The organism is Bacillus sp. FMQ74, from assembly GCF_001875785.1.
In the GTDB taxonomy this organism is placed as follows: domain Bacteria; phylum Bacillota; class Bacilli; order Bacillales; family Bacillaceae; genus Bacillus; species Bacillus stercoris.
The window spans coordinates 171,556-198,260 of sequence record NZ_MOEO01000009.1 but is presented as its reverse complement, the minus strand read 5'-3'; the positions used below and the strand labels follow the sequence as shown (position 1 = coordinate 198,260).

Here is a 26,705-nt window from a genome sequence, read left to right as displayed (position 1 = left end):
ATGAGATTTCCCATTCCGCAAGGAAGTAAGATCCCTGAAAGATGATCAGGTTGATAGGTCTGAGGTGGAAGTGTGGCGACACATGGAGCTGACAGATACTAATCGATCGAGGACTTAACCACATTTTGATTGATGTCACACCTGTTATCTAGTTTTGAGAGAACACTCTCAATTTGTTTGGTGGCGATAGCGAAGAGGTCACACCCGTTCCCATACCGAACACGGAAGTTAAGCTCTTCAGCGCCGATGGTAGTCGGGGGTTTCCCCCTGTGAGAGTAGGACGCCGCCAAGCAAGCTTAAACCCAGCTCATGGAGCTGGGTTTTTTGTTTTATATCTGTACTGGTTTGTTTTCGTCGGTATTCATTTTATTGAGCTTTCTGCTTTTTAAGTTCTCTAATATTTTTAATACCAATACAATCCCAAGCATGACCAATATGAGAGTCGTAAATAACCAAAATGCAGTTTGTACGGGAAACTCATCTAGACTCCATCCGACTGCGATTGGCAGGATAGAGCCGCCTAATCCATTGGCAGCGAGCAGCATGCTTGTCGTTTGTTCGGTTTTTCCAGGGTAAAATTGATTAGTGATAATTAAAGCAATGGCGAACATGCCGGCCATAAATAATCCTAAGAAGAAACAAAGAACAAACCCAGCAAAAGCTGTTTTGCTGATTGCTAAAATACAGAGTGAAATGAGGCCGCCGATATTTATCAGCCTGAGATAACGATGATAGGTTAATTTTTCGGAAACCGGCCCGGTCAGTAAACGGCCAATGATCATACCGATCCAATATATTGTTACCGTTATGGTTGCTAAGGAGTTTGAAATATCCCATTTCTCAGCAAAGATAGAAGGGATAAAGTGGACAATTGATACTTCACTGCCTCCATAAAAAAAGAAGTAAGCAGCTGCTAAACAAATAAACAGTAAGCCATGCTTCCGAAAACTTGTAGGTGCTTGTTGCTTTCCATCGGCAGAGGTGTCTGTTTGACGAATGAGTAAATCGTCTAAACTGCCAAAACTCATTCGGCTCCAAACAACCATTAAAAGAAATGAACTTACCCCCAATACAAGAAAAGCCAATGCCCACACATGATTGCTGATTAAAAAACCAGACAGCAATGGCATGAAAAGAGCCCCTAAACCGTATGCTACTTCCATCTTACTCATGGCGATTGCTTGTTTTTCTTTAATTGCTGTTAGGATGATTGTTCCTACACAAGATTCTACCAGCCCTGCTCCAAGTCCAGCCATACTGACAAGAAGAAAGAGCAGCTGCCATGGAGGGAGGAAATAAATAAAAAACTCGCAGCTGATCATGGCTAGCCCAATTACAACGACTTTTCTACGTCCCATTCTTTTTACAGCATAAGGCATCCCCAATACACCGATTAAAAACCCCATAAATTGTGAAAAAACTAATACACCTCCATTACTGTAGCTTTGGGCGTAATGGGAAAGTAATTCCGGCAGGACGGCTCCAAGTATAACGAGAGTAAAGGCGATCGATCCATAAGATAAACATCCAATCCACAGTAAACGAGTTTTCATTCATTAATCTCCTTTGAAAAAAATAATACTCTTCTAGAGAATTTTCATGATAGGACTGGTAACAAAAATAAGCTGTTTATGTAGTTTATATTTAGTTTTTTTACAATAAATCCATTTATTTCTATCATAACATAAGCTGTTTAAATAGAAACCCTCTATGCAAACGTTAACAAATAATTAACAATTTTTACTATTTATATAGTTGACATTAATTTCTATAATTTATACGATGATTAACGAGTTTTACATATTTTATTAAATAGGGGTGTTGATAGTGGGGACTAAAGAAATTACGAATCCAGACAGTTTGTATTACAAAGTGGATGATGTTGTCATGGAAAGAGGAGAAGGCATTTATTTATACGACTCAGAGGGTAATGAGTATATTGATTGTGCTTCTGCTACTTTCAACTTGAATTTGGGTTATACCAATAAAGAAGTTATTGACACAGTCAAAGAACAGGCTGACCAGCTGATACATGTCACTTCATCCTACCAAACCAACGCCGTTAATAAACTAGCTGAAAAACTTGTAGAAATCTCCCCCGACAATCTCACTAAAGTTCACCCCAAAGTCAGCAGCGGCTCTGCCGCGAATGAAGGAGCTATCAAAATGGCTCAAAACTATTCTGGGAAAACAGATGTCATTTCTTTATTCCGAAGCCATCTTGGCCAAACGTATATGATGTCTGCGTTATCCGGAAATTCGTTTCGAAGAGAGCCGTTCCCCCCTCAGTTTTCTTTTGGCTTGCAGGTGCCTGACCCCTATTGCAACCGTTGTTTTTACAATCAGAAACCGGATTCATGCGGAATGCTTTGTGTAGAAAGAATTAATGACTTTATCGAATATGCGAGTAACGGAAAAATTGCCGCGATGATTATTGAACCGATCTCCGGTAATGGAGGAAACATCGTTCCGCCTAAGGAATACTTTAAGCAATTAAGAAAGCTCTGTGATGAGCATGATATCGCGCTTATTTTTGATGAAATTCAAACTGGATTCGGCCGGACAGGCAAGATGTTTGCCGCTGATTACTTTGATGTGAAACCGAATATGATGACGGTCGCGAAAGGTTTGGGCGGCACGGGGTTCCAGGTTGCCGCTACACTTACAGAGGATAAGTACATGGGATTAGCCGGCCATAATCACTCATTTACTTATGGTTCAAATGTGATGGCCTCGGCAGCAGCTTGTAAGACCATCGAAATCATGCAGCGTCCTGGCTTTTTAGAAAATGTAACAATTGTCGGGAATTACATTATGGATTCTTTAGAGCACATGAAGAAAGAATTTACATTTATTGCTGACGTCAGAGGCGTAGGTTTGATGATCGGCGTTGAAATTGTAAAAGACAATAATGAGCCTGATGTAGAACTGACCAATTATATTGCGAAACGGGCTATGGATTATGGGTTAATTTTACGGACTTCCCGTTACGGATTCGGAAATGTATTTAAAATCCGTCCTCCTCTCACGATTACGCTTAGTGAGGCTGAGGTGCTTTGTTTCAAACTTCGTAAGTTATTGGAGGATATCAAGTGAAAGAATATATTATAGAGCTTGGAAAATTTGTTTATGAGGAAGTAAAGGGACAGAAAGGAACACTGAAAAACCGGTTAGTTAACGGGTATTCCCCAGGCGGAGATGCACAGTTTAACATTGATGCGGCAGCTGAGAACGCAGTGCTGGATTATGTGCAAAGCAAAAAGGAGTCAGTCGCGTTTTATACGGAAGATGGGGGATTGAAGGTATTTGGAGACAATCCTCAATATATTTTGATTGTTGATCCGATTGACGGTACCCGTCCGGCAGCTGCAGGACTTGAAATGTCTTGTATCTCTATCGCATTAGCTGCGTACAAGCCTGACGCAAAAATTAAGGATATTGAATTTGCTTTTCTGCTAGAGCTGAAAACAGGAGCCTATATGTACGCGGATGTTTATTCTGAGGGGATCTATTATGAAGGCTATCGTGGCACCCTGCCAAATCTGAGCAAGGTGGAAGACATTAAACATATGTTTTGGAGCCTTGAGTTTAATGGGCATCCCTCGCATTTGATGATTGATGCGTACGGTCATTTGATAGATCAGTCAGCGAATAATGGAGGCGTTTTTGTTTTCAATAGCGCTTCATATTCTATATCCAGAATTATCACAGGGCAGATGGATGCCTATGTGGATATCGGTAATCGTTTATTAAAGGACGATCCTGCGCTGCTAAAAGATTTTCAGGCTGTAGGAAATGGGCAGGTTCTGCATCTGTTTCCTTATGATATTGCCGCAAGTGTGTTTTTGGCGAAAAAAGCGGGTGTTGTCATTACTGACGCGTATGGAAAGTCCTTGGATGACACACTTCTGACGGATCTTAACTACAATAACCAGCAGTCATGCATCGCAGCGTCAACGAAAGAGCTGCATCAGAAGCTACTGGATCAAATTCGCTGGGACAGAAAGGAAGAGACATATGAAAGCGTTGGTCTGGACTCCTAATGAACAGCTGGAATTGCAAGAAGTAGAAGAACCTCAAATTAAAAAAATGAACGATGTAAAAGTAAGAATATACGGGACAGGCATCTGCGGAACGGATCTAAATGTTTTAAAAGGTAAGATGCGTGCGACTCACGGTATGATCCTTGGTCATGAATCTGTGGGCGTGGTGACAGAAACAGGACCTGAGGTTAAAAACGTTAAGCCTGGTGATCGTGTGGTGATCGATCCGACTCAGTTTTGCGGGAAGTGTTATTATTGCAGAAAAGGTTTAACTTGTTATTGTGAAACATTTGAAGACTGGCAGCTGGGATTAGGAGCACATGGCACATTTGCCGATTATTATGTAGGCGAGGACCGATTTATGTATAAAATCCCTGACGCTATGGAATGGGAACGAGCCACTTTAATTGAGCCGCTTTCTTGTGTATTAAATGTGATTGAGCAGGCTGCTATCAAACCTGACGATTCTGTACTGGTATTAGGTTCAGGGCCGATTGGACTGCTTGTTCAAATCATGGTAAAAAAACTCGCAAGACTGACAGTTGCGACCGAGGTTGGTGAGTACCGTTCAGAAGCGGCGCGCCGAACATCTGACTATGTTTATCACCCTCAGGATTTAACGGTAAATGAGGTCAAACGGATTAACCAAGGGAGAACATTTGACGTGATCTTTGACGCGATCGGTAATCAGCTTGAATGGGCATATCCGTTAATTAACAAGGGCGGAAGACTTGTTCCTATGGGATTTGATGATACGTATGAGATGAAAATCAGGCCTTTCCAGCTGCTTTCTAACGGTGTGACGATTGTTGGAACCGGAGAGGCTCGCCAAATTATGGAGGATGCGGTATCATGTGCTGCGGACATGCCTCAGCTTTCTGAATTAATTACGGAGAAAACTCCGCTTGAGAACTACGATGCTGCCATCCAGGAATTGATGGGTATAGGTGCGTTGCCAAATGAGAGAAAAGATATTACTGCCATTAAAACGATTCTTGTGTCTCATCCGGATATGTTATAATCCAGCGAAATGGCTCAGACTATGTTTGAGCCATTTTTTTCTTCAGCATTCATCTTGCGTAATTGATTAAAATTTATTATGATAATCTTTGTATGACAACTTCTTGCCTCAATACAATATACTCAACGTTTCCCCGTTTTCCCCGGTCGTTTTTCTTTCACTTTCTCCCGTAAAATAAAAAAAGCTCCCAATACAATAGATATGGTGCGGATTTATTTCTTTATAAGAAGGAGTCGTTATATTTGAATAATAGTTTTACATTACAACAGCAATGGTTCGGGAATATCCGAAAAGACATTCTTGCTGGCATTTTAGTTGCGTTAGCATTAATTCCTGAGGCGATCGGCTTTTCTATTATAGCCGGCGTGGATCCGATGGTCGGTCTATATGCGTCATTTTGTATAGCCATTATTATTTCTATTTTTGGCGGCAGACCTGGCATGATTTCAGCGGCGACTGGTTCAATGGCAGTCGTTATGGTGTCGCTGGTTGCTGATCATGGGCTTCAGTATTTATTTGCGGCTACGATTTTGACAGGCATTATTCAGGTGATTTTAGGTATCAGTAAAATAGCGAGATTAATGAAATTCATCCCGCGTTCTGTCATGATCGGGTTTGTGAATGCGCTGGCGATCCTTATCTTCTCTGCGCAGCTTCCACAGTTTGAAGGTGCTTCTTGGAGTATGTATGCGATGCTCGCCGGGTCGCTGGTTATTATTTATGTGCTGCCGAGGTTTACGACTGCTGTTCCGTCCCCGCTTGTTGCGATTATTGTGATGACAATTATTGCGGTCACTTTCCATGTGGATGTGCGGACGGTTGGTGATATGGGCAATATTTCTAGTTCGTTGCCTCATTTCTTAATTCCTGATGTTCCGTTAACCTTTGAAACACTGCAAATTATTTTTCCTTATTCGATTGCTCTAGCGTTTGTCGGGTTGCTTGAATCTTTGCTGACAGCACAGATTATTGATGAAATGACGGATACGGACAGTGATAAAAATAAAGAGAGCCGGGGACAGGGAATTGCGAATATCGTGACCGGATTCTTCGGCGGCATGGCAGGCTGTGCTATGATCGGACAATCTGTCATTAACACAAAAGCGGGCGGGCGCGGACGTTTGTCAGCATTTGTGGCCGGTGCTTTTCTGATGTTTTTAATTGCGGTGTTAAGTCATGTCGTGGTGAAAATTCCAATGGCTGCGTTAGTGGCTGTAATGGTTATGGTGTCTGTCGGCACATTTGATTGGTCTTCTTTAAAAGGACTCAAAAAAGCGCCGCTCACGGACTCGATTGTCATGGTTGTGACTGTGATAACGGTTGTTGTGACGGATGACTTATCTAAGGGTGTATTTGTCGGCGTTCTTTTAAGTGCCGTGTTCTTTGTGGCAAAAATCTCGAAGCTGAAAATCGTTTCTCATGCAGAGGATCAAAAGCTTAGAACCTATCAAGTGAAGGGGCAAATCTTTTTTGCGTCAGTGACGGATCTTGCAAATGCGTTTATTTATCAAGAGGATATTGAGCGGGTCGTGATTGACTTAACTGAAGCTCACGTATGGGATGATTCTGGAGCGGCAGCACTTGATAAGATAGTTGCGAAGTTTAAAGAACAAGGCATTGAAGCCGAGTTAAAAGGATTAAATAAAGCGAGTAAGTCTCTAATGAAACAGATGGCATAAAATAGGGAAGCCCAGATTAACGAGATCTGGGCTTTTTTATATAACATACGGTTAAGCAGCATTGATATAATAGAGAGAAGAGAAATTTAAAATAAGGGGACTTGCATATGATGCTTCAGAAGCTGAACCGTGTATTGGGGAGGGTTATGCCGCTTTTAACGCCGACTAGTGTGGTGTTGGGCGTGCTGTTGTCTCAATTTTTAAATGGATATGAAAGCGCAGTGCCTTGGATCTTTGCTTTTATTACGTTTGCAGGCAGTTTAAGCGCGAACTTTCAATCTTTGAGACATGCATTGTCTCACCCTCTCCCTATGATTCTCGCACTATTTGTTCTTCATATTTTTATGCCGCTTTTTGCTTGGGGCAGCGGCCATCTTATCTTTAAAGGCGACCCTTTAACGATCACCGGTTTAACGTTGGCTGTCGTAATTCCTACTGGGATTACAAGCTTGATTTGGGCAGCGATGTACAAAGGGAATGTCGGTTTGACGCTTTCGATTATCTTAGTTGATACTGTGCTGTCACCGCTAATCGTACCGCTGAGCCTTTCATTGCTGGCCGGCGCTCAGGTTCATATGGATGTGTTGGGAATGATGAAAGGCCTGATTGTAATGGTCGTGATTCCTTCTTTTCTGGGCATGCTGTTTAATCAGATGTCATCTCCTGAACGAACTGCATCTGTGAGCAGTGCGCTGTCGCCTTTTTCCAAGCTTTGCTTGATGGCAGTGATTGCGATTAACAGTTCAGCGATTGCTCCTTATTTCAAAGCCATTGATTTGAGATTTGCAGGAATAGCTGTAACGGTGTTCTTTATCGCGTTAACAGGTTATGCCGCTGCTTGGCTGATCGGAAAAATGATGAAAAGGCGCCAAGAGGAAATAGTCTCTCTTATATTTACAGGAGGCATGAGGAATATTAGTGCCGGCGCAGTACTTGCCGTTACGTTCTTCCCGTCTCTGGTTGCTGTTCCTGTTGTGATCGGCATGCTGTTTCAGCAGATATTGGCCGCTTTGTTTGGCTATATGCTGAATCGTTTTGAATTAAAACCTGTTTTGCAGAAAGTATGAAAAAACCGCTCATTGGATTGAGCGGTTTTTTCCATATAGCCATTCGAGCGCGGTGATGAACTGTTTGCAGAAATACTTGCGGTGGTGCACCGCCCCTTTTTCAATTGAAAGACAAAGCTGGTCTTCAGTGAAGCCTTTTTCTTTTAGACTTTGGTGAATTTGCTTTGTTTTTTTCAGCATATGTCGTTGAATGGATTGTTTTACACGGCCTTCTTCACTGCCGACAGACATGAAAATACGTGCAGTGCCAGGTGTTAAAGAAGATATATGAATGGTTTCCGCTGCGTTCTCGTACCAGTATGAACCTGAGATAGAACCTATTTTCCCGAACGTTGCCGGATACTTTAATAAGGCGAACATTGAGATGAGGCCGCCTAATGAGGCACCGATCATTCCTCTTGTTTGCGGTTTCCTGTCGACGTTCCAGTTTTCTTCGATAAACGGAATGAACCGGTTTGTCATGTCAGACAGATAGTCATAGCCCATGCCTCCGAAGTCCGGGAACCGATCACTGAGTGATGCAGCCGGCCATGGCGTGTATTCGTCAAGCCGGTTTTCAGGTTCGATACCAATTAGTACAAGTTCAGGGAGCCTTTGCTGCTGAAACATGCTTTCTAATAATTCAATTTGGCCGTAAAACAAAGAATGGCCATCTTGCACATAAACAGCAGGAAATTCCCCGCTGTCTGCGCTATAGGAAGGAGGGAGGTACAGCGTGAACCTCCTGTTGCTGGTTTTGGGTTCTGAAAGAGATCCTTTCAAGCATTCTCCCCCTTTTTTTGCTTAAAAAGCAAATATAAGAAATAAGGAACACCGAGGATCGCCAAAATGATGCCTGCGGGCACTTCCGCGGGCTGAAAAAACAGTTTTCCTGCAAAGTCTGCGCTTATTACAAGAAGCATCCCGATTAAACCGCTCAGTGGCAGGATATAGCGATGTTCGACGCCAGACAGCCTCCGTGAAATATGGGGAGCAATTAATCCGACAAACGCCATGCTGCCCGCTACGGAGACACAGGCACTGATGATTGCTACACAGGCGACGAGCAGGATGGTTTTTTCTTTATTTGATGAAATGCCGAGGCTTCTGACTGTGTCTTCATCAAAACGAATGGTGTCGAGCAAGCGGGATTTGGCAATAAGAATCGGTATAAACAGCAGCATCCATGGAAGAACGGCTGTGATATACGTCCAGTTAGCAGACCAGATGCTTCCGTTTTTCCACACCATGGCCATTTGATAGTCTTGCGGGTCCATTTTTAATGATAAAAACAAAGAAAGGGCGCTGAATCCCGAATTGATCGCGATTCCTACCAGAATAATTCTTCCTGAATCTAAATTGCCTCTGTGCCATGCAAATATGTAAATCAGGAGCGCCGCGATAAGCCCGCCAATCAATCCAAAGAGCGGCATCCCCATCGCTGCAGCTATGGATGTCACTTCCTTCTGGCCTTGGAATAAGAGCATAAACGCTACAATGCCGGCTCCCGCCCCTGCGTTGATTCCGAGAATTCCTGGGTCAGCAAGCCCGTTTCTTGTGATGGCTTGGATGACAGCGCCTGCAATGCCAAGACCTAGTCCGATAATAGCAGCCATGACAACCCTCGGAAGCCTTAAATCGAACAGCAAAATTTCATACTGCGGATTCGGATCGATTTGAAAAAGAGTGGAGAGCAGCTCAGCCGGACGAACAGAAAAAGATCCGCTCGTTAAGCTGAAATAGCTGACAACGAGAATCAAAGCAATGAACAATACATATTTTTTAGCCATTTTGCTCCCCTCCTTTTCGTTTAATCAAATAAAGGAAGAAAGGTACGCCGATAATGGATGTTACGACCTCAATCGGTGTTTCAAACGGATAGTTGATAAATCTGCTTGCGAGATCACACAGGGTTAAAAAGATTCCACCCAAAATACAGGAACACGGAATCAGCCTGCTGTAATCAGAGCCGACGAGAAATCTCGTGATATGCGGAACAACCAACCCGACAAACGCAATTTTTCCGGCTAGCGCTACGGCACTGCCGGTTAAAATGATGACGGAAAGCATCGCCATGATTTTTATGGTTTTCTTTTTTTGCCCCAGACTTTTAGAAATGTCATCGCCTAAGGATACGGCAGTCACCTTTTTGCTGAGAGACATGGCCATTATGATGCCAATCAGGAAAAATGGAGCGGCAAGCTTCAGGAAATCCGGACTCATTTGATGAAGTCTGGCACTGTACCAGAAACTGAGATCCTGAGAAATTTGAAAATAAATCGATATGGCTGCTGATAAACTGCTGAGCAGCATGCTTGTGACTGTGCCGATGATGGCGAGCTGCACGGGGGTAAATCCGTTCGGCATCATGGCTGCAAGGCCGAATACTAACACAGCTCCTAACGCTGAGCCGATAAAAGAATAAACGATCATTTCAATCGAAGATGATTGCGGGAGCAGAACCATACAGAGCGTGATGATAAACGCGGAACCATCTGAAACGCCCATAATGGAGGGCGAAGCTAAATAATTGCGCGTAATGCCTTGCATAAGCGCTCCAGAAACAGCAAGGGCTGCCCCTATGAGCAGAGCGCCGGCAGCCCTTGGAATCCGAGAATGCCATATGATTTGATGGTCTGTGTTTCCCGGATCGAAATGAATAAGTGATGTAAAAACAATATCTGTGCTAAGATGCTTTGCCCCATAAAGGATTGAAAGCAACAGCGACAGTGCTATAGCAAATGGAGAAGTAATCAATATGATACGTGTCCACTGTTTTGAATACATACAAAAACCTACTCTGAATTAGTTTTGTGTCAATTTTTCAGCAGCCGCTTTCAGGAAACGGACTTTGCTCCAAGCTGTGCCGCCTTGTGCTAGAGGGTCCACTGAGTTGACATACACATGATCTTCTTTGACTGCTTTCAGGCTTTTCCAGATTGGATTTTTCTCCAGATCTTTTAAGGCATCAGGTTTGTCTGCATTTTCATCATCAGAAAATTGGACGAAGATATGATCCGGGTTCATTTCACTTAATTTTTCTAATGAAATCAGCTCTTGCGCTTTTGCAGCTTTTACTTCGCTCGGCGCCTTAAGGCCTAAATCACCGTATAGTGTGGAGTTGAAATACACCTGTTCAGGGTAAATGTAAATGTTGCCTTGTCTGATTCTGATGACAAGCGCTTTTGAATCTTTCGCTTTATCATTGATTTTAGTTTTTGTTTCTTTTAGATCCTGTTCATAATCTGCAATGATTTTTTTCGCTTTTTTCTCTTTTCCAGTCAGCTGGGCAAGCAGCATCATGTTTTCTTTCCAGTTTGAAGAGATATGAGAAACTGGGATCGTTGTGCCGGCGGTGCTTATTTTTTGCAGTGTTTTTTCCGGGAATTTTGTTGAAGCAAGGATGACGTCTGGCTTCATTTCTAGAATCTTTTCGATGTTTGGCTCCATTTTTTCTCCGGTTGATTGGGCTTTATCAGTAATGTCTTTGAACATATCAGGGAATTTGCCTGAGAATGAAATGGCACCTTGCGGGTGAACGTCAAGCAGTTTGGCATCTTCCATTGATTCAACGCTTCCCGTAATGGCAATTTTGTCTGTCGGTACAGTTACTTCATATGTTTTATCCAGGTATTCAATTTTCTTCTTCTCAGATGCTGTGCCGCTTGCCTTGCTGGCGGTCGATTCGTTTTTGCCGCTGCAGGCTGCTGCCGTCAGCGCGAGAAGCAAGATTAATAAGGTTAGAGATATCTTTTTCATCTATAGGGCCTCCTGTCAATTGATAACTATTATCAATTAGAATTATAGAGAATGAATAGATATAACACCATGGACAAATTTCTGATTTATCATGGACAATCTCCGGATAGTAAAGAAACAGTTTGCTGAACGATGCGTTCGTGCCCGCAAGCTGAGTATTCATTCCACGGGTCAAGGGATAGAAGATAAACACGGTTATTCTTTACGGCGCTTAGGTTCTGCCATGCTTCAGTCTGCTGTAATTGCTGATAATAGGCTATGGTCTCTGGCTCTTTAAAAAGAAAAAGCATCATGCAGTCAGCTTGGTAATTTGCGATATTTTCTAACGGAATCGCTTGCTCTGAAGGTGTGTCAGCTGTTTTTGCCGAGCTGAATCCTAAATCTCCAAAGAAAACTTCGCGGACGCTTCGGTTATGTGCCAGATAGAAGTTTTGCTTATGCAGCCTCAAAAAGAGAAAACGCAGCCCTTGAACGTGCTGAAGTGTTTTTTTGGCTGCTGTTGTTTGCCGGTCATAAGCCGCGAGCCACTTTTCTGCTTCGGACTCTTCCTTTAAAAAAGAGGCAGTTTGCAGAAAGTGGGTTCTCCAGCTTTCTTCTGAAGGAAGGTACATGACTTCTGCAATGCGATTCAGGTGATATTGTTCTTCTGGAGAAATAGAATCCATGCTGACAATCACATCTGGTTCTGCCTGCGATAATGTGTACAGGTTTTCTTCCCACTTTTCATTAAAGCGGTATGCACTGAGCTGGACGGGTATATCTGTCGAATAATGCTGATAGTAGTAAGACGTCCATTTCGGATGCAGAGCAGCGGCAAAGGGTATGTGATGAAGTGGAATGAGATGGCCCATTGTGTCCCTTCCATAAGCGGCGATTTTTTTTCGGCGTTTTTTCATATAGCTTGTAGGTGAACACCCAGTATATTTTTTAAAGATTCTGCTGAAATAAAATTCATCTTGATAACCGGTTTGGTGAGCGATTTCTTTCAATTTGCAGTTTGATTTTGCCATGAGCTGTTTCGCTTTGGTGATTCTTGTGTTCGTAATAAATTCTGTTACGCTCTGACCAGTCCATTTTTTAAAGCTTTCGCTGTAGTGTTTGGCACTGATCCCTGCGATTTGTGACAGCTTGGCAAGCGTGATTTTTGAATCGGCATGGGTTTCGATGTAGTGTTTTGTTTTTTCGATTGCTGAATGTGTATCCGTTTGCTCAGATAAACTGGCAGTAAAGAGATCATAAATCAGGCTTTGTACTTCAATCACACATTTAAGCTGAGAAAGCTGAGATGATTCATTCCATAGTGTTGCAAGCTCTTGAAGCCGGACTGCAAGGTTTTCGTTATGTGAAACATTCACAAGCTTCAGTTTGGCTAATTGTGGTTCTGTGCAGGGTGTGAAAATATCTTGGCCGTTTTCCTTGATATAGCTTTGAAGCCTGATCAGACAGGCATCTATATGTCCATCGGCTGCTGGTGTAAAGCCAAAGGTCTCGTTAGGCGGACAAACATAAAGTGTCTTTTTTTGCAGAGGATTGGTGTTTGTTCCGATCGAAATATGGCCGTTTCCTTTTAAATGAAAGATCAGCACGAATGAATCGGCTAATTGCTGTTCTGAGAAGAGATCACTTGTTTTTTTTAGATATTCAATTTGTATGGGTTGATAAATCACTGCATTTGGCAAGAGTAGACCACCTTTTCAGAAGCTTTCAATTGATAATCATTTTCAATAAAAATTATACCAAATAAATGAAAGTTTTCCTATATAAAGCGGGTGGGTTTTTGGCATGAAAAAAACCCTTACTTATGTGTAAAAGTAAGGGTCTTTCGTTCAGTAAGAATATGTTACACGTGTAACATACGATGCTTACGCCTTAATAAATGAGATATTTTTTTCTTGTTTTGCTGAATTGTTGGAGTGTTTTTTCATAGCTGTCTATGATGTTTTCAATAGAAGTTCCATTTTCAATTTTTGTCCTGATCCAGCCGTTGCCTGCCAGTTTATCAAATGAACCTGTTGACAGGAACTCAAAATCCTCAGGATAGAGATCCTGTATGGTTTTAATGACTGAAAGACCTGTTTTAACGGCTTCAAACTTATCCCTGTCTGTCACATAGAGCTGCACACCGTGGCAAAGCGTTCCTTGATGTTTAGAAAACGTCGGGGTAAAGGATGCTGCCCTAAAGGTAACGCCCGGCAAATGGAGGCTGTTTAATGTTTCTTCAAGTTCTGTGCTTTTGATAAAGGGCGCTCCGATCAATTCGAATGGCTTTGTTGTCCCTCGCCCTTCGGATATATTTGTTCCTTCAATCAGCCCGGTTGCTGGATAAACAAATGTGCTTTCCACCGTTGGCATGTTAGGCGAAGGGAGGACGAAAGGCAATCGGGTATCGTCAAAATCCATTTTTCGTTTCCAGTGTTTCATTTTTACCACTGTAAGATCGACATCAATATCAAATTCTTTGTTGAACAGTAAAGCCAATTCGCCTATCGTCATCCCATGCTTCAATGGAATGGGATACAATCCGACAAATGAGGCGTATTCGGATTCTAAGATTGGTCCTTCAATATGATTTCCGCCTTGAGGATTAGGGCGGTCCAGCACCATAAATGGAATGCCGTTTTCTTTAGCGGCTTCCATTGCGTATGCCATTGTATAAATGTACGTGTAGAAACGGGTCCCGACATCCTGAATATCAAACATTAGAATATCGACATTTTTCAGCATTTCTGGAGTCGGTTTTTTCGTTTTTCCGTAGAGGCTGTATACGGGAACCCCGGTTTTTTCGTCAATGTAAGAGCCTACTTCGTCTCCAGCCTGGGCGTCACCGCGGACGCCGTGTTCAGGGCCGAATAAAGCTGTCAGTTTGATATCTGGATTCTCGAAAAGGATATCGACACTGCTTTTCAGAGATGCGTTTACTCCGGTTGGGTTGGTGATCAGTCCGATTCGTTTTCCCTTGAGCTGTTTTTTATAATCTGGCAAAAGCGTGTCTATACCGGTCTGGACTTTAGGTTTTTTAGCCGTTTGATTCTTTGAATCGGGTGAAGCAGAGGCAGCGGTTATCGTTCCGAACATCATGAGCCCTGTGAGAAAAGCGAATATTGTTTTTCTCATATGTTCCTCCTAATTAAAGCGGTTTCCCCGTTTTGATATTTAATCCGTAGCCAAATGGGTAAAGGGTGTTCCCTGGTTTCGTGACTGACGGAATGTCAACTGGAAGTGTGCCTTTAGGTTTTGACTGGCCGAATATCGCCATCACTCCGGCTGGAATATTAGGTTGAAGATAACGGCCATTTGTGTATCCTTTAAAGCCATAGACAGCAATCAGTGCCTTTGCTTCTTCGAAATTGGCGGCATCATAGGGATTGCGCAGGCTCATTAAGACAAAAGGTTTATTGTGCTGCAGTGCGGCTTTCATGACAGCTCTTGGAAACACGGTAGCCCATTTACTTGAATCAGATATGGTGTCGTCGATGACACCGTCGTTGACGACAGGGTCATTTTTGACGACATAGGAGCCGGTAATGATATAATCAGCCTCTTTTACTTGTTTTTCATGCTCGGCCTTAAATACTTGGTTGGCAAAATTCATTTTGTCGACAGATACGGGTTTGATTTTCTTACGATTGACGAGATCACGAATGGTTTGTTCGATTGAAGCAGTTTGTTCTTCGTAAGGTGCCACAATTAAGATTCGGCTGCCTTTTTTGGGTTTGAACGGCAAAGTGTGCTGTTCATTTTTTAAAAGAGTTACTGCTTTTTCAGCTATTTTTTTCTCTGCTTTCAGGTGCTGCTTGCTTCCTACGATTTTTTGGGCTTTGGCTATTTTTTCTTTTGTACTGTCGCTGTTTCGCGCTGGATACATACCGCGTTTTATTTTCAGGGAAATGATTCTTTCAACTGATTGGTTGATTTGTTGAACAGGAATATCTCCGTTTGTTACAGATTCTTTTAAAGCTTGAATGACACGTGCAAATTTCTGTTCTTCTTTCAATGAAGTAACTGAGGCTGGCATTAATGCAATATCGACACCAGCTTTTACGGCCATGACCACAGCCTCTTCCTGTCCGAAATGATCTGCGATTGCCTTCATATTGAGCGCATCTGTAACGATGACCCCATTAAAGCCCATTTCCTGACGAAGAAGACCTGTCATCACTTTTTTCGAAAGTGTAGCTGGAACCAAAATGTCCGATCCATCGAGTTTGCTTTTGTATGTGGTGTCGTCGAAGGCAGGGAATTGAACATGGGCTGTCATCACCATATCAGCACCGGCATCAATTGCTTTTTGAAAAGGATAGAGCTCGACCTCTCGAAGCCGTTCTTGGTTATGGGAAACGAGCGGCAGTCCGTAATGGCTGTCAACGTCTGTGTCTCCATGTCCCGGGAAATGTTTGAGTGCAGAGGCGATATCCTGCCGCTGCAACCCTTTCATCGTATATAAACCGAGTCGTGATGTCAGTTCTCGATTGGAGCTGAATGACCGTACGCCGATTACAGGATTATCAGGATTATTGTTAATGTCTACGACAGGGCTGAAATCTGTATTGATGCCTAAGGCCGAGAGCTCTTTTCCAATGATACTGCCGGTCTGATACGCATTGATTCTGCTTCTGGCTGCGCCCAGTGCCATATTGCCTGGGAAATTAGTGCCCTCGCCTAGCCTCGTTACAATGCCGCCTTCCTGATCAATACTAAGCATGAGTGGGATTTTGGGACTTGCCTTTTGGTAAGCGTCTGTCAGCTGGACCGTTTGTTTTGTTGTTTTTACATTTTCTGCAAAAAGAATGACGCCTCCGAATTGATATTTCTTGACGAGGCTGGCGACTTCCTCATTCATTTCTGTAAGGGCTTGCGGTGAGGACTCGCCTTCCTTTTGCCAATTTCTAAAATCAGGCATCAGCATCTGACCGAGTTTTTCATCTAATGACATACGATTGACAATCTGCTTGGCATCGATTGAACTTTTTGATGCAGAGGCTTCTTTCTGGCTGGCCACGAGAAAACATGAAAGAAAAAGAACGGCTGAAAGGATAAGCGGAAAGACAGGTTTCATAGAAATTTCCTCCTATCGTCTAATCATTCATTCCATTGCTTCATAAATCGCGGTTATAACGCTTCCATAATTGCCTGTTGGAAATTGGTCACCCTCAAAGACGTTGGGATTTTCTTCTGGATCAACAACTGGTGTATGCTTTTTATTTGTTAACAATGCGATGCCTAAATTGTATGCTGGATCAATGATTGTAACTGTCCCCGTCCAGCCAGTATGCCCGTAAGCATTTTCGCTGGCGTAAGGGCCAAACATCCATTCCATGCTTTTGCTTCCGTTCCGCCGCCAGCCAAGAGCGAATGTCGGATCTGTTGCTGAAGGTGCTGTAAACAGGTCAGCTGTTTTCTGATCAAATAAAGAAATGTTTCGGTATGATCCTTTGTTTAACATGACTTGCAGCAGAATAGCCATATCATCTGCATTTGAGAACAATCCGGCATGGCCAGACACGCCATCCATTGAGTAAAACGCTTTTTCATCATGCACTTCTCCTTGCAGCGTGTTTGTGCGGATGTTAGGGAATTGAATAACGCCGTCACGTGTATTGCCCATGCGTTCAGTAGCTGCGAACTGCTTTGGTTTAAAGCCTTTTTGCAGCGGATTGTACAAGGTATGTTTCAGCTTCAAAGGCTTGTAGAGCTCTTGCTCCGCGTAGACATCAAGCGGTTTTTCGGTGAGTTTTTCGACAATACAGCCGAGGAGCATATACCCAATGTCACTGTATACGTGTTTTGTCCCTGTTTGATAATCGAGCGGAATTTTCGTCAAATAGTCAATCGTTTTGTCCCGTTCCTGGGAAAAGTATTTTCCGGCTTTTTCCGGCGTGTAAAAGTAAAAGCTTGATGGAAGCCCTGATTGGTGCTGGAGAACATCAATGACACGTATCTTGTTTTTTCCTTTTATGGGGTCTCCAGGCTGATCCTTGAAACCAGGCAAATATGCAGAAATTTTTTCATAGACGTCAAGTTTTCCTTGGCTGACTAAGCGCTGCAATGCAAAATTTGTGGCGTACATTTTTGTATTTGAGGCTAAGTCAAACATTGTGCGGATTTTCATTTTGGCCGGCCGGCGCAGCAGCTCTGGTCCTTCGTACTTTTTACTGTAGCCGTATGCTTCTTTTTTTATGATGCGTCCATCCTTCACGACGACAAGAACGGCGCCTGGAAATCCTGCTGCAATATCCCGTTCTATCATCTGATCTACCTTCCTTAGCTTCTTCGTCGAGAATTGTGCAGTTTCTGCATTTATGGTTTTCGGCTCAGCCAAGTTGTCTGCTGTTTGCGCGAAGGTTTCATTTGGCGCCAATATCGATAGGATTAAAATGGAACTGAATAACAACAGTGTCTTTGTTTTCACAGGCTATCCCCTTTCTGTGCTTCTATCCCGTTTACTATCCCTAAAACAGAACAATTTAATCGAACTGAGAAGCCATTTCATCTTTATATCCGAATGCGTAGGTCAATAAAAAGCCGGCCGCGTAGGAAATAAAGAGCCCAACGATATACAGGATGATTTGCGAAGGCAGGACTAGAAAGGAAAGCGGCAGTCCGGAGACACCAATCGCAATGGTGGCTACTTGAAAATAAGCTTGAAAGGCGCCGCCGATTCCAGCTCCTAAGCATGCTGTTAAAAACGGATGGCCAAGTGGCAGCGTGACTCCGAAAATGAGCGGTTCACCAATGCCGAGCAGACCTGACGGAAGTCCGCCGGCGATTGCTTTTCTCAGTGTTGTTTTTTTCGTTTTCACGAAGACGGCAAAGGCCGCGCCTACCTGTCCTGCACCTCCCATAGCCAAAATAGGGAGCAGAGGATCATTGCCAATTGAATTGATCAGTTCCATGTGTACAGGCGTCAAGCCTTGATGCAATCCGGTTACGACGAGAGGAAGGAAGGTTGCGCCCAGAATAAAGCCCGCAGCGATGCCGCCGATGTCCAGGATGGACAGAAGACCGGATGTAATGGCGTCAGAAATGAATCCGCCTAAAGGCATGAATACGACATACGTTACGATTCCGGTGATTAACAGTGAAACGGTGGGTGTGACAATGATATCGAGTGATTGAGGAATAAAGCGGCGAATAAATTGTTCGGTGTAAGCAATGAATATAGCAGCGAAAAGGACGCCGATCAGACCTCCCCTGCCCGGAAGAAGCTCTTCTCCAAATAAACTGATCTTTGCGATCTCTGGATTGATAATCAAGATCCCGGCCAAAGCCCCAAGAGCGGGTGTCCCGCCAAATTCTTTTGAAGCGTTGATACCCACGAGAATGCCGAGATAAGTGAACAGCCCTGATCCGATGATTGTCAGGATAACAGCAATTTGTGATTCTGCAGAAAGCCAGCCGGCTTGAATAATTGCTTTGGTAATCCCGGTAATTAAACCGGAAGCGACAAGAGCGGGAATAAGAGGGATAAAGATGCTGGCGATTTTACGTAAGAAAAGTTTAAAAGGAGTGGCGTTTTTTCGATTGATATCGGCTTTCTTTTTGGCGGCTGCTTCATTCACTTCGACACCTTCTTCCGCTGACACGAGCTTGGAGAAAGCCGCTGTGACATGATTGACGACTCCTGTGCCGAGAATGATTTGTAAGGTTTCAGCCTCGACGACCCCCAATACCCCGTCAAGCGCTCTTAAAGCCTGAGCATCAGCTTTGTTTTCATCGTAAGGCGTAATACGCAGCCGTGTCATGCAATGAGTAAATGAGGATATATTGGATTTTCCCCCGCATAGCTCGAGGATTTTCTTTGCGAGTTGATGGTAGTTATTTTCTTTGCTCATTAAAAACCCCTCCCCTTCAAGATGCTTTATTTTTTTCTCATAGATTGTATGGCTGCTCTTGTTTTATCGATATAGCCGGTTGTTTCTTCATATTGCTCAGCCGCCATGCTTAAAAACAATACATCTATCATAAAAAGCTGGGCGAGGCGGGAGGAAGTGGCTGCACTTCGAATCAAGGCTTCATTGGAATGGGCTGTATACAATGGGACATCAGCCAGTACGGAGACGGATGTCTGACTGAATTGTGTGAGGCTGATCGTTGTGATGCCTTTTTCCTTAGCCATGGCCAGCAGTTCAATGATTTCCTGCGTCTCTCCTGAGAACGAAATGGCGAATACGATGTCGTCTTTATCTGCATTTGCGATTAAAGATGCCACAAGATGAGTGTCTGTAAACGCGGTTGCTTGTTTATGAATGCGAAGCCACTTTTGCTGGGCGTCCTTGGCGACAATGCCGGAAGCCCCGACGCCGATAAAATGCACGGTATGAGCTTTGAGAAGCAGAGAAACCGCTCGTTCCAGTTCTTTGTAGTCCATCAGGTCTGAAGTATCCTGAATGGCTTGAATGGCATTGCCGGCCGCTTTTTCGGAAATGGAGGGCAGCGGCTCGTAGGGAACAATATCACGGTAGCCCTGAAAAGTAGGTTTTGCCAGATCGCCCGCTACTCTCATTTTTAAATCTTGAAATCCCTTTAATCCGAGTGATTTGCAGAGCCTGATGACGGCAGCGTCACTTGAATTGGCTAAGGCGCTGATTTCGCTGACAGTGCTTTCGATTGCTTTGTGGGGATGGGTTAGGATATAATCTGCAAGTTTACGCTCGGATGGAGGGAGCTTATGCTTCATTGATTGGATGATCGCTAAACCGCCTGTTGCCATTCGAGTTCTCTCCTTATCATGGGTGGTAATTTTCGATTGCTTTGTCAATGAAACCGTTCGCTTCATCGAGTAATGTATTTGCTTGTTTCTGATCTGTGCTTGTTTTGAGCATAACGATTGCTGTTTTGACGTGATGATCGGCTTGTTCCAGGGTTTTCCTGGCTGTTTCGTATGAAGCGTTTGTAAGGCTTTGGATGATGCTGATGGCGCGTTCTTTTAGTTTTTTGTTGCTGACGTTGACGTCTACCATCAAGTTTTCGTAGACCTTGCCGATTTTGACCATTACAGCGGTAGATATCATGTTTAGAATCATTTTATGAGCGGTTGCGGCTTTCATACGTGTTGATCCTGTAATGGCCTCAGGTCCGACGACAACCTCAATGCTGTGATCCGCATCCTTGCTGATGGCGGAATTTTTATTGCAAGTAAGGGCGATGGTGTGCGCACCGACTTTACGGGCGTATCTTAGGGCGCCTGCGGCGTAAGGTGTACGGCCGCTCGCTGCGATGGCAATGACGGTGTCATTTGACGTGAGCTGTATGTTTCTTAAATCCTCAGCTCCTGCTTTTTCACTGTCTTCAATGCCCTCTGCTGCCTGTAAAAAGGCTTCGGGGCCTCCAGCCATGATTCCGATGACCTGATCAGGACTTACGCTGTAGGTGGGAGGACATTCAACAGCATCCATGACGCCGAGTCTGCCGCTTGTGCCTGCGCCTGTATATATGAGCCGGCCTCCATTTTGAAATGAATCATACGCGCAGTCTACAGCTGTTTTGATGTCGGGGAGAACCTCCTGAACGGCTGCAGCGACTTTTATATCTTCGTTGTTGATCATTTTGAGGATGCCGAGAGTGTTTGCTTTGTGGATTTCAACCGTTTGGCTATTGCGTGATTCCGTTGTAAGATGATGAAGGTTTAATGATTCTGACATGAGGATGCCCCCTGTTTTAAAATGATATATCTCAATATTCAGTATATTCATTTGTGTTATGATATTTCAACTATGTTTTTAAATTTTTGAAATTTTATTTCACACAAGACTATAAAAAATGATGAAGGATCAACTGTTCTCCAAGCGGGCCGATTCTTCGCCGTCCTTTATCAAGGAACCCGCATTTCATATAAAGGTGTTTTGCGCGTATGTTCAGATGATTGACGGCCAAGATGATTTCGTCGCACCATGGAAAATATCCGCTCACAAAAGCGGGAAGCAAAAGCATGGCTTTTTTCGCGTACCCTTTTCCGTGATGCACAGCGTTTAAAGACAGGGAGCTGAGCAGTAAAGCAAATGGATTGTGAGAATAGGAAGCAATCGTTTCTTTTGATGCATGTAAAATGAAAAAACCGACTGGAAGGTCGTCTTTTAAGATGACAACCGGGTATCGGTCCTGTATGCCCAGAGCCTGAGACAGCACCTCCTTTGGAAGGGAGGTGAAGCGTTTGTCATCGTTGGTGAGCGTGAATGATTGAAGCTCGGGCAAATGTTCAGGCTTATAGAAGGATAAAGAAATGTCTTGAGTCATGTGGTGGCCTCCTTACAATATGTCGTCAAGCTCGTTTTCTGAAATGACGCGGTAGCCCGCTTGTTTTAACAGTGCGGCGGTTACTCCGCTGCCAGTGATTTTTTTGCCAGAGAATGTGCCGTTATAGATAAAGCCGCTTCCGCAAGATGGACTGTTTTCTTTTAATATGACGGCAGTGGCGTTGATTTCTTTTGCGTAAGCTAATGTTTTAGCGGCACCTTCCATATATAGCTCTGTGACATCTTCACCTGAAGCTGTCACGATTTTTGCGGTTCCATTGAGGACATCCTCGCCGGTGCCACCTATGATTTCTGCGGGTTCGCGTGGGGTAGAGAAGCCGCCGAGAAGTTCAGGGCAAGCCATAACTGCTTTCTTTTCATCGACGAGTTTTCTGATTTTCTCTGTCGCTGCGTGAGAGCCGTTATATCTGCATTCAATGCCTCCAAGGCAAGAACTGACTAGAATCATATTGATTTCTCCTCTCTTGCTTTGCTTGTCTCTATCATAAAATAAATGACTTTAGTTGGGAGGCTTTTTCAGTTAAAAAAGGAGTTAAAAAGTTTGAAAATAAAAAAATTAATTTTCCTCTTTACAAACAGGGGGTGACCTGTATATAATAACTTTTGTCAGCTCGACGAGAACACAACGGCCCGTTGGTCAAGCGGTTAAGACACCGCCCTTTCACGGCGGTAACACGGGTTCGAATCCCGTACGGGTCACCATTTGGAGGATTAGCTCAGCTGGGAGAGCATCTGCCTTACAAGCAGAGGGTCGGCGGTTCGAGCCCGTCATCCTCCACCATCTTGCCGGTGTAGCTCAATTGGTAGAGCAACTGACTTGTAATCAGTAGGTTGGGGGTTCAAGTCCTCTTGCCGGCACTGTTTTTTCAAAATTTAATGTGGAGGGGTAGCGAAGTGGCTAAACGCGGCGGACTGTAAATCCGCTCCCTCAGGGTTCGGCAGTTCGAATCTGCCCCCCTCCACCATTATTGGGCTATAGCCAAGCGGTAAGGCAACGGACTTTGACTCCGTCATGCGTTGGTTCGAATCCAGCTAGCCCAGTCACAGACACCTTTGATCAAAAGGTGTCTTTTTTCTTTTCGGAAAAATCATTCCAACTTCTAACTATTCAGTCTGTATAATAATTTTAAAAATAAGTTAAGGTAGTTTATTCACGAATTACCATCTACACCCTGCCAAAAATTTGATAAACTTATTTTATAAAAAAATTGAAACCTTTTGAAACGAAGCTCGTATACATACAGACCGGTGAAGGCAGAGGTTAGATAAATATGGAAATGATGATTAAAAAAAGAATTAAACAAGTCAAAAAAGGCGACCAGGATGCATTTGCGGACATCGTAGATATTTACAAAGATAAAATTTATCAGCTTTGCTACCGTATGCTTGGCAATGTGCATGAGGCGGAGGATATTGCACAGGAGGCTTTCATCAGAGCGTACGTTAATATCGACAGTTTTGATATTAACCGGAAATTTTCAACTTGGCTTTATCGAATCGCGACCAATTTGACCATTGACCGCATTCGCAAAAAGAAGCCGGATTATTACCTCGATGCAGAGGTGGCTGGTACAGAAGGCTTGACCATGTATTCTCAAATCGCCGCAGATGGTGTTTTGCCTGAAGATGCAGTTGTGTCGCTGGAGCTCTCAAACACGATTCAGCAGAAAATTTTAAAGCTTCCTGACAAATACAGAACAGTCATCGTATTAAAGTATATTGACGAACTCTCATTAATTGAAATCGGGGAGATTCTAAACATTCCTGTGGGGACTGTAAAAACGCGGATTCACAGAGGCAGAGAGGCTCTTAGAAAACAATTAAGGGATCTTTAAGTGGGGTGATGAAATGAGCTGTCCTGAACAAATTGTGCAGCTTATGCATATGCATCTTGATGGAGATATCCTTCCAAAAGATGAACACGTATTAAATGAACATCTGGAGACATGCGAGAAATGCAGAAAGCATTTTTACGAGATGGAGAAATCTATAGCGCTCGTACGGAGCACATCGCATGTCGAAGCCCCCGCGGATTTTACCGCTAATGTCATGGCAAAATTGCCTAAGGAGAAGAAAAGAGCTTCTGTGAAAAGATGGTTCAGAAGCCATCCCGTTATCGCAGCTGCTGCGGTATTCATCATTTTGATGGGCGGAGGTTTTTTTAACAGCTGGCATAATGACCACAATTTCAGCGTGTCCAAGCAGCCAAATCTTGTGGTTCATAACCATAATGTGACTGTGCCGGAAGGTGAGACGGTTAAAGGTGATGTCACTGTTAAAAACGGCAAGCTGATTATTAAAGGCAAAATAGACGGGGATGTAACCGTCGTGAACGGCGAAAAGTATATGGCCTCTGCTGGACAAGTCACCGGTCAAATTGAAGAAATCAATCAATTATTCGACTGGACATGGTACAAGATGAAGTCTGCGGGGAAAAGTGTACTCAATGCATTCAATCCGAACGGAGAAGAGTAAAGCGCGTTAGCCGCTTTGCTCTTTTTTTGCGGGCTGAGCGGCTGGCACATTTCACTTGCTAAATCGAAATGTGATATAATGGGCTCGCTATGTAAAGTACATATGCGTAACACGTAAAACACAAAATAAGAAATGACTGAAATCTTGGAGGACGAGGAAATGGCTTTTGAGGATATCCCTTTTTTGCAGTACCTCGGCAATGCCGTTGATATTCTCCTTGTTTGGTATGTGATATATAAATTGATTATGGTAATACGCGGCACGAAAGCGGTTCAGCTGTTAAAAGGAATTGTAGTCATCGTGCTTGTTCGTATGGCCAGCCAATATTTGGGCCTCAGCACACTTCAATGGCTGATGGACCAAGCGATAACATGGGGATTTTTAGCAATTATTATTATTTTTCAGCCTGAGCTGAGAAGAGCGCTTGAACAGCTAGGCCGCGGCCGCTTTTTTTCAAGGAGCGGCACGCCTGTAGAAGAAGCGCAGCAGAAAACGATTGAGGCCATCACAAAAGCGATCAATTATATGGCGAAACGCCGTATAGGCGCCCTGCTGACCATTGAGCGGGATACTGGAATGGGGGATTATATTGAGACCGGCATACCACTGAATGCCAAAGTCAGCTCTGAGCTGCTGATCAATATTTTTATCCCGAACACCCCGCTTCATGACGGTGCGGTGATTATGAAGAATAATGAAATTGCCGCTGCCGCCTGTTATTTGCCGCTTTCTGAAAGCCCGTTTATTTCAAAAGAATTGGGCACGCGGCACAGAGCGGCTGTCGGCATCAGTGAAGTAACAGACAGTTTGACGATTATTGTGTCTGAAGAGACCGGCGGCGTCAGTGTGGCAAAGAACGGCGACCTTCACAGAGAGCTGACAGAAGAAGCGCTGAAAGAAATGCTTGAAGCCGAGTTTAAGAAAAACACCAGAGACACTTCTTCTATCCGCTGGTATTGGAGGGGCAAGAAAAATGGATAAATTCTTAAACAACCGCTGGGCTGTGAAAATCATTGCTCTGCTTTTCGCGCTCTTGCTTTATGTGGCGGTTAACAGCAACCAAGCACCGACTCCGAAAAAACCGGGTGAATCTTTCTTTCCGACATCAACAACTGATGAAGCAACTCTGACCGATATTCCGGTTAAAGCGTATTATGATGATGAAAATTACGTCGTGACAGGTGTTCCGCAAACGGTTAATGTCACGATAAAAGGCTCGACAAGTGCCGTGAAAAAGGCTAGGCAGACCAAGAACTTTGAAATATACGCTGATATGGAACATTTGAAAACCGGCACACATAAGGTTGAGCTTAAGGCCAAAAACGTGTCGGATGGGCTGACAATCTCAATTAATCCGTCTGTTACGACAGTGACCATACAGGAACGGACGACCAAAAGCTTTCCTGTAGAAGTGGAGTATTACAATAAAAGCAAGATGAAAAAAGGCTATTCTCCGGAGCAGCCGATTGTCAGTCCGAAAAATGTGCAGATTACCGGATCTAAAAATGTGATCGATAATATTTCTCTTGTCAAAGCTTCAGTGAATTTGGAAAACGCAGATGAAACGATTGAAAAGGAAGCGAAAGTGACTGTCTATGATAAAGACGGAAACGCGCTTCCTGTCGACGTTGAGCCCTCGGTCATCAAGATTACCGTTCCGGTGACAAGCCCAAGTAAAAAAGTGCCCTTTAAAATTGAACGGACAGGAAGCCTTCCTGACGGTGTCAGCATAGCGAATATTGAATCCAGCCCCAGTGAGGTAACGGTTTACGGCTCACAGGATGTGTTGGATTCTCTTGAATTTATTGATGGCGTCAGCTTAGATTTAAGCAAAATTAACAAGGATTCCGATATCGAGGCAGATATTCCGCTTCCTGACGGCGTCAAAAAAATCTCGCCGTCAAAGGTGACTTTGCATATAGAGGTCGATAGTGAAGCGGATCAGAAGTTTGAGAATGTCCCTATCAAGACTGTAGGGCTGAGCAGCTCACAAAACATTGAATTTCTTGATCCTGAATCACAAGCGATAGACGTAACGGCTAAAGGTTCTCCCGCGAATATAAAAAAACTGAAAAAATCAGATATTGAATTGTATGTGAATGTTTCAGATTTAGAGGACGGGGAGCATAGCGTGAAGCTTGAAGTGAACGGGCCTCAGAATGTAACCTGGTCCTTGGGGCGGAAAAACGCCAAAATCAAGCTGACGTCCAAAAAAAGCAATACATCGACGAATGATAACAGCAGCAATACATCAGGGAATCAGGACGACACAGATAAACAAACGAATGATCAAAAGAACAATCAGCAAGAAGATACAAAGAACACTGATAAAAACAGCAACGATCAAAACCAAGACGAAAACCAAGATCAGGATGAGGATGAATCCACTGCGGATTCACAATCCTCATCGGAATAAAAAAGGAGCGATT

At 43.6% G+C, this 26,705-nt stretch carries 23 protein-coding genes, 5 tRNA genes and 2 rRNA genes; 16 read left to right on the top strand and 14 right to left on the bottom strand.

Features of this window, described 5'->3' with window-relative positions; translation table 11 throughout:
* Together BLL41_RS17370 and rrf are read left to right on the top strand one after the other, a co-directional pair.
* Positions 1–122: ribosomal RNA gene (locus BLL41_RS17370) — 23S ribosomal RNA — on the top strand; the annotation flags it as partial.
* 54 nt (positions 123–176) lie between these two features.
* A 5S ribosomal RNA gene (gene rrf, locus BLL41_RS17365) occupies positions 177–292 on the top strand.
* A 37-nt stretch (positions 293–329) separates the two neighbouring features.
* Here rrf and BLL41_RS17360 read toward each other — a convergent pair.
* Positions 330–1,553 (bottom strand): MFS transporter, encoded by a 1,224-nt coding sequence (locus BLL41_RS17360; RefSeq protein ID WP_071578806.1) that lies wholly within the window; start codon positions 1,551–1,553, stop codon positions 330–332.
* A gap of 274 nt (positions 1,554–1,827) precedes the next feature.
* On the opposite strand from BLL41_RS17360, the gene BLL41_RS17355 reads away from it, so the two are divergent.
* The 5 genes from BLL41_RS17355 to BLL41_RS17335 all read left to right on the top strand — a co-directional run bounded on the left by BLL41_RS17355 (position 1,828) and on the right by BLL41_RS17335 (position 7,810).
* Positions 1,828–3,096 carry an aspartate aminotransferase family protein gene (locus BLL41_RS17355; protein ID WP_071578805.1) on the top strand — a complete coding sequence of 423 codons (1,269 nt, stop codon included), beginning with the start codon at positions 1,828–1,830 and terminating at the stop codon, positions 3,094–3,096.
* On the top strand, positions 3,093–4,043 hold the full coding sequence (locus tag BLL41_RS17350) for an inositol monophosphatase family protein (RefSeq protein ID WP_071578804.1): 951 nt from the start codon (positions 3,093–3,095) through the stop codon (positions 4,041–4,043). Before BLL41_RS17355 ends, BLL41_RS17350 begins: the two co-directional genes overlap by 4 nt.
* Positions 4,018–5,064: a zinc-dependent alcohol dehydrogenase gene (locus BLL41_RS17345; RefSeq protein WP_071578803.1), complete on the top strand. Its 1,047-nt coding sequence runs from the start codon at positions 4,018–4,020 to the stop codon at positions 5,062–5,064. Before BLL41_RS17350 ends, BLL41_RS17345 begins: the two co-directional genes overlap by 26 nt.
* Positions 5,065–5,306: 242 nt before the next feature.
* A complete protein-coding gene (locus BLL41_RS17340; protein ID WP_069148843.1) occupies positions 5,307–6,743 on the top strand; it encodes a SulP family inorganic anion transporter in 1,437 nt (478 codons plus the stop codon).
* Between the two features lie 146 nt (positions 6,744–6,889).
* Complete coding sequence (locus tag BLL41_RS17335; RefSeq protein WP_083428065.1) at positions 6,890–7,810, top strand: bile acid:sodium symporter family protein; 921 nt, start codon at positions 6,890–6,892, stop codon at positions 7,808–7,810.
* A gap of 9 nt (positions 7,811–7,819) precedes the next feature.
* On the opposite strand, the gene BLL41_RS17330 is transcribed toward BLL41_RS17335, so the two are convergent.
* The 13 genes from BLL41_RS17330 to BLL41_RS17270 form a co-directional block, all read right to left on the bottom strand.
* Complete coding sequence (locus tag BLL41_RS17330; RefSeq protein ID WP_071578801.1) at positions 7,820–8,572, bottom strand: alpha/beta hydrolase; 753 nt, start codon at positions 8,570–8,572, stop codon at positions 7,820–7,822.
* Positions 8,569–9,579, bottom strand: coding sequence for an iron ABC transporter permease FeuC (gene feuC, locus BLL41_RS17325; protein WP_071578800.1), 1,011 nt, complete (start codon positions 9,577–9,579; stop codon positions 8,569–8,571). The genes BLL41_RS17330 and feuC overlap by 4 nt, the downstream gene beginning before the upstream one ends.
* On the bottom strand, positions 9,572–10,576 hold the full coding sequence (locus BLL41_RS17320; protein WP_071578799.1) for a FecCD family ABC transporter permease: 1,005 nt from the start codon (positions 10,574–10,576) through the stop codon (positions 9,572–9,574). Before BLL41_RS17320 ends, feuC begins: the two co-directional genes overlap by 8 nt.
* Positions 10,577–10,594: 18 nt before the next feature.
* Positions 10,595–11,548: an iron ABC transporter substrate-binding protein FeuA gene (gene feuA, locus BLL41_RS17315; protein ID WP_071578798.1), complete on the bottom strand. Its 954-nt coding sequence runs from the start codon at positions 11,546–11,548 to the stop codon at positions 10,595–10,597.
* An 89-nt stretch (positions 11,549–11,637) separates the two neighbouring features.
* Positions 11,638–13,227: a bacillibactin transport transcriptional regulator Btr gene (gene btr / locus BLL41_RS17310; RefSeq protein ID WP_071578797.1), complete on the bottom strand. Its 1,590-nt coding sequence runs from the start codon at positions 13,225–13,227 to the stop codon at positions 11,638–11,640.
* A gap of 190 nt (positions 13,228–13,417) precedes the next feature.
* Positions 13,418–14,662 carry an exo-beta-N-acetylmuramidase NamZ family protein gene (locus BLL41_RS17305; protein WP_071578796.1) on the bottom strand — a complete coding sequence of 415 codons (1,245 nt, stop codon included), beginning with the start codon at positions 14,660–14,662 and terminating at the stop codon, positions 13,418–13,420.
* Positions 14,663–14,675: 13 nt separating this feature from the next.
* Complete coding sequence (nagZ, locus tag BLL41_RS17300) at positions 14,676–16,604, bottom strand: beta-N-acetylhexosaminidase (RefSeq protein ID WP_071578795.1); 1,929 nt, start codon at positions 16,602–16,604, stop codon at positions 14,676–14,678.
* A gap of 27 nt (positions 16,605–16,631) precedes the next feature.
* Positions 16,632–17,957 (bottom strand): N-acetylmuramoyl-L-alanine amidase, encoded by a 1,326-nt coding sequence (gene amiE, locus BLL41_RS17295; protein WP_071578794.1) that lies wholly within the window; start codon positions 17,955–17,957, stop codon positions 16,632–16,634.
* Between the two features lie 55 nt (positions 17,958–18,012).
* Positions 18,013–19,380 (bottom strand): PTS transporter subunit EIIC, encoded by a 1,368-nt coding sequence (locus BLL41_RS17290; RefSeq protein ID WP_071578793.1) that lies wholly within the window; start codon positions 19,378–19,380, stop codon positions 18,013–18,015.
* 26 nt (positions 19,381–19,406) lie between these two features.
* On the bottom strand, positions 19,407–20,258 hold the full coding sequence (locus BLL41_RS17285) for a MurR/RpiR family transcriptional regulator (protein ID WP_071578792.1): 852 nt from the start codon (positions 20,256–20,258) through the stop codon (positions 19,407–19,409).
* Positions 20,259–20,274: 16 nt separating this feature from the next.
* A complete protein-coding gene (gene murQ / locus BLL41_RS17280; RefSeq protein ID WP_071578791.1) occupies positions 20,275–21,189 on the bottom strand; it encodes an N-acetylmuramic acid 6-phosphate etherase in 915 nt (304 codons plus the stop codon).
* Between the two features lie 109 nt (positions 21,190–21,298).
* Positions 21,299–21,781: a GNAT family N-acetyltransferase gene (locus BLL41_RS17275; protein WP_071578790.1), complete on the bottom strand. Its 483-nt coding sequence runs from the start codon at positions 21,779–21,781 to the stop codon at positions 21,299–21,301.
* Positions 21,782–21,793: 12 nt separating this feature from the next.
* The gene (locus BLL41_RS17270; RefSeq protein WP_071578789.1) at positions 21,794–22,249 is read right to left on the bottom strand and encodes a 2-thiouracil desulfurase family protein; all 456 of its coding nucleotides are present in this window, start codon (positions 22,247–22,249) and stop codon (positions 21,794–21,796) included.
* Between the two features lie 179 nt (positions 22,250–22,428).
* On the opposite strand from BLL41_RS17270, the gene BLL41_RS17265 reads away from it, so the two are divergent.
* The 9 genes from BLL41_RS17265 to cdaR all read left to right on the top strand — a co-directional run bounded on the left by BLL41_RS17265 (position 22,429) and on the right by cdaR (position 26,692).
* Positions 22,429–22,503: transfer RNA gene (locus BLL41_RS17265), tRNA-Glu, on the top strand.
* A 3-nt stretch (positions 22,504–22,506) separates the two neighbouring features.
* Positions 22,507–22,582: transfer RNA gene (locus BLL41_RS17260), tRNA-Val, on the top strand.
* A 4-nt stretch (positions 22,583–22,586) separates the two neighbouring features.
* Positions 22,587–22,659 (top strand) — tRNA-Thr (locus BLL41_RS17255).
* A 22-nt stretch (positions 22,660–22,681) separates the two neighbouring features.
* A tRNA-Tyr gene (locus tag BLL41_RS17250) sits at positions 22,682–22,766 on the top strand.
* A 4-nt stretch (positions 22,767–22,770) separates the two neighbouring features.
* Positions 22,771–22,842: transfer RNA gene (locus tag BLL41_RS17245), tRNA-Gln, on the top strand.
* A 230-nt stretch (positions 22,843–23,072) separates the two neighbouring features.
* Entirely contained in the window at positions 23,073–23,636 is a 564-nt protein-coding gene (sigW, locus tag BLL41_RS17240) for an RNA polymerase sigma factor SigW (protein WP_003223646.1), read from the top strand.
* A gap of 13 nt (positions 23,637–23,649) precedes the next feature.
* Positions 23,650–24,276 (top strand): anti-sigma-W factor RsiW, encoded by a 627-nt coding sequence (gene rsiW / locus BLL41_RS17235; protein ID WP_071578788.1) that lies wholly within the window; start codon positions 23,650–23,652, stop codon positions 24,274–24,276.
* A 159-nt stretch (positions 24,277–24,435) separates the two neighbouring features.
* Positions 24,436–25,257, top strand: a complete 822-nt coding sequence (gene cdaA, locus BLL41_RS17230; RefSeq protein WP_014662568.1) for a diadenylate cyclase CdaA — start codon at positions 24,436–24,438, stop codon at positions 25,255–25,257.
* The gene (cdaR, locus tag BLL41_RS17225; protein WP_071578787.1) at positions 25,250–26,692 is read left to right on the top strand and encodes a CdaA regulatory protein CdaR; all 1,443 of its coding nucleotides are present in this window, start codon (positions 25,250–25,252) and stop codon (positions 26,690–26,692) included. The genes cdaA and cdaR overlap by 8 nt, the downstream gene beginning before the upstream one ends.
* Positions 26,693–26,705 lie beyond the last annotated feature (13 nt).

Coding starts and splice junctions, on each gene's coding strand:
- BLL41_RS17360 (WP_071578806.1), bottom strand. CDS start 1,553: ATGAAAACTCGTTTACTGTGGATTGGATGTTTATCTTATGGATCGATC.
- BLL41_RS17345 (WP_071578803.1), top strand. CDS start 4,018: ATGAAAGCGTTGGTCTGGACTCCTAATGAACAGCTGGAATTGCAAGAA.
- BLL41_RS17335 (WP_083428065.1), top strand. CDS start 6,890: ATGCCGCTTTTAACGCCGACTAGTGTGGTGTTGGGCGTGCTGTTGTCT.
- feuC (WP_071578800.1), bottom strand. CDS start 9,579: ATGGCTAAAAAATATGTATTGTTCATTGCTTTGATTCTCGTTGTCAGC.
- BLL41_RS17320 (WP_071578799.1), bottom strand. CDS start 10,576: ATGTATTCAAAACAGTGGACACGTATCATATTGATTACTTCTCCATTT.
- feuA (WP_071578798.1), bottom strand. CDS start 11,548: ATGAAAAAGATATCTCTAACCTTATTAATCTTGCTTCTCGCGCTGACG.
- BLL41_RS17305 (WP_071578796.1), bottom strand. CDS start 14,662: ATGAGAAAAACAATATTCGCTTTTCTCACAGGGCTCATGATGTTCGGA.
- nagZ (WP_071578795.1), bottom strand. CDS start 16,604: ATGAAACCTGTCTTTCCGCTTATCCTTTCAGCCGTTCTTTTTCTTTCA.
- BLL41_RS17290 (WP_071578793.1), bottom strand. CDS start 19,380: ATGAGCAAAGAAAATAACTACCATCAACTCGCAAAGAAAATCCTCGAG.
- BLL41_RS17285 (WP_071578792.1), bottom strand. CDS start 20,258: ATGGCAACAGGCGGTTTAGCGATCATCCAATCAATGAAGCATAAGCTC.
- murQ (WP_071578791.1), bottom strand. CDS start 21,189: ATGTCAGAATCATTAAACCTTCATCATCTTACAACGGAATCACGCAAT.
- BLL41_RS17275 (WP_071578790.1), bottom strand. CDS start 21,781: ATGACTCAAGACATTTCTTTATCCTTCTATAAGCCTGAACATTTGCCC.
- BLL41_RS17270 (WP_071578789.1), bottom strand. CDS start 22,249: ATGATTCTAGTCAGTTCTTGCCTTGGAGGCATTGAATGCAGATATAAC.
- sigW (WP_003223646.1), top strand. CDS start 23,073: ATGGAAATGATGATTAAAAAAAGAATTAAACAAGTCAAAAAAGGCGAC.
- rsiW (WP_071578788.1), top strand. CDS start 23,650: ATGAGCTGTCCTGAACAAATTGTGCAGCTTATGCATATGCATCTTGAT.
- cdaA (WP_014662568.1), top strand. CDS start 24,436: ATGGCTTTTGAGGATATCCCTTTTTTGCAGTACCTCGGCAATGCCGTT.
- cdaR (WP_071578787.1), top strand. CDS start 25,250: ATGGATAAATTCTTAAACAACCGCTGGGCTGTGAAAATCATTGCTCTG.